General features: G+C 55.0%; 2 protein-coding genes and 1 rRNA gene. 2 read left to right on the forward strand and 1 reads right to left on the reverse strand.

Annotated elements, in window-relative coordinates; all coding sequences use genetic code 11:
* The first annotated feature begins 179 nt into the window (after positions 1 to 179).
* The gene (gene murI, locus DA373_RS15925) at positions 180 to 983 is read left to right on the forward strand and encodes a glutamate racemase (RefSeq protein WP_107853251.1); all 804 of its coding nucleotides are present in this window, start codon (positions 180 to 182) and stop codon (positions 981 to 983) included.
* A gap of 6 nt (positions 984 to 989) precedes the next feature.
* Here murI and DA373_RS15930 read toward each other — a convergent pair whose 3' ends face one another.
* The gene (locus DA373_RS15930; RefSeq protein WP_107853252.1) at positions 990 to 1457 is read right to left on the reverse strand and encodes an RNA recognition motif domain-containing protein; all 468 of its coding nucleotides are present in this window, start codon (positions 1455 to 1457) and stop codon (positions 990 to 992) included.
* Between the two features lie 571 nt (positions 1458 to 2028).
* Here DA373_RS15930 and DA373_RS15935 point away from each other — a divergent pair.
* A 16S ribosomal RNA gene (locus DA373_RS15935) occupies positions 2029 to 2116 on the forward strand; the annotation flags it as partial.

The raw sequence follows: 2116 nt of genomic DNA on the forward strand, positions 1-2116 counted from the left end.
TGAAGAGGTCAGGACAGGGTATGTGTTCAGCCCACAGGCTGAATAAAAGTAGGCATGAGCCGTATACGAGGTCCGTACGTACGGTTCTGTGAGAGGGATGAGGCGGTAACGCCTCACCCTACTCGATCTTTTTCAGCCGTTGGCGTTATTATGTCGCCCTTGCACAGCGAGGGCGGTCAGTGGCAAACATTCTTATCTTCGACTCCGGCATGGGTGGCCTTTCCGTCTACCGGGAAGTGCATCGGGCCCTGCCGGCACACCAGTACTTTTACCTGTTCGACAACGCCTGCTTTCCCTATGGCGAGCTGGGCGAGGCACGTCTGGTGGAGCGGGTGCTGGAGTTGCTGACCGCTTTTGTGCCCGACCACAACGTCGATATTGTGGTGATCGCCTGCAACACCGCCAGTACTCATGTATTGCCGGCCCTGCGGGAACGTCTGCATATACCTGTTGTGGGCGTGGTGCCGGCCATCAAGCCGGCGGCGGCTTACTGTCGCTCACAGGGGCTGAATCATATCGGTCTGCTGGCGACGCCGGGCACAGTGTCCCGCAGTTATACCGCCGAGCTGGTGCAAAGCTTTGCCGCCGACATGCGCGTGTCCATGCTGGGCACCACCGAACTGGTAAAAATGGCGGAAGACAAGCTGGCTGGCCAGGCCGTCGACATGATCCGGCTGACCCGCATTCTGGCTCCTTGGCGAAGTGACGACGGGCCTCATGCGCTGGTACTGGGCTGCACCCATTTTCCGCTGCTGGCAGATGAACTGAGCCAGTGTTTGCCCCGGGCGCAACTGGTGGATTCCGGCCAGGCCATCGCCCGACGCGTGGCCAGCCTGCTGTTACAGACGCCGGCAGCCGGCCAGATGCACCAGCAGAGCGTGCCAGGTCGGCTTTATTGCACCGAGCTTACCGAAAAGGCAAAGACTCAGGCCGGCGCCTTTGCCAGAGAAGGCTTTGCGGCGCTGGAGTGTCTGGTGATCTGAACCGGGTCAGGAAGCGGCCTCATTGTCACTATCGTCTTCCTTGCGCTCGTTGGCTTCCCTGACCTTGAGGGTGCGCTGCTGAAACTCGGTGTCGTTCAGTGCCACCCTGGCCGCTTCTGCCGCGTCGGTCGGCATCTCCACAAAACCAAATCCCCGGCGCTTGCCGGTTTGCCTGTCTTTCATCAGTCGTACTGACAATACCTGACCATGTTCTTCAAACAGGCTTCTGACTGCGGCTTCATTGGCCCGATAGGGCAGGTTGCCCACATACAGTGTGGTGGTCGCCAGGGTTGCACTGGCCGGCGGTCGTACCAGCAAGGGCACCACTATGCCACCCAGCATCACACCCAGGGCAAAGAAAAGAGCGAGGTAAAAAGAAGAAACCGCCCAGGCAACAAGGGCCAGGCTCAGCAAAGCCAGCAGTATGGCCAGCAGTACAGCCTGAATGGGAACGGGTTGCTGAAATACTTTCATTGATGATCGCGTCTCGAAAAATGAAAAAGAATAAACCACGTCGCCGTTGCAGTCCGGCGTCTCGATCACAGCATAGCCTCAATCGGGCATCCTGACCGGTTTGCCGTCTCATAGATGACGTGACTTTCCTCCAATCAGGAACAAAGCGTACAAAAAATATACTGCCGCTCTGCCGCAACCCTTTTGAATGTGCATAACTCTGTGGTTAATGTGTGTTTTTGCTGGGTTAATGAACGTTTGGTGCCGAAAGTCATATTTTTGTCAAAAAAGCCCTTGCGCAAAATCCGCGGCTCCCTATAATGCGCCCTCACTGACACGGCGGAACACGCCGACGGTCACAAGGGTTGAAAGCGAACGACATAAAGTTCAAATCAACGCTTGACGAACAAAAAGGATTGCGTAGAATACGCAGTCCTGACCAGCGAAAGCGGTCAACGCTCTTTAACAATTTATCAAGCAAACTGTGTGGGCACTCGCAGTCGATTGAGAAACAAAAAATATTGTTTTTCAATGATTTGTGAAGTGCACTAGCAATAGCAGCAATTCAGATATTCATTGAGCATCAAATCTTTAATTGAAGAGTTTGATCATGGCTCAGATTGAACGCTGGCGGCAGGCCTAACACATGCAAGTCGAGCGGTAACAGAGAGTAGCTTGCT

The sequence above is a fragment of the Oceanimonas marisflavi genome, assembly GCF_003049725.1.
In the GTDB taxonomy this organism is placed as follows: domain Bacteria; phylum Pseudomonadota; class Gammaproteobacteria; order Enterobacterales; family Aeromonadaceae; genus Oceanimonas; species Oceanimonas marisflavi.

Coding starts and splice junctions, on each gene's coding strand:
- DA373_RS15930 (WP_107853252.1), bottom strand. CDS start 1,457: ATGAAAGTATTTCAGCAACCCGTTCCCATTCAGGCTGTACTGCTGGCC.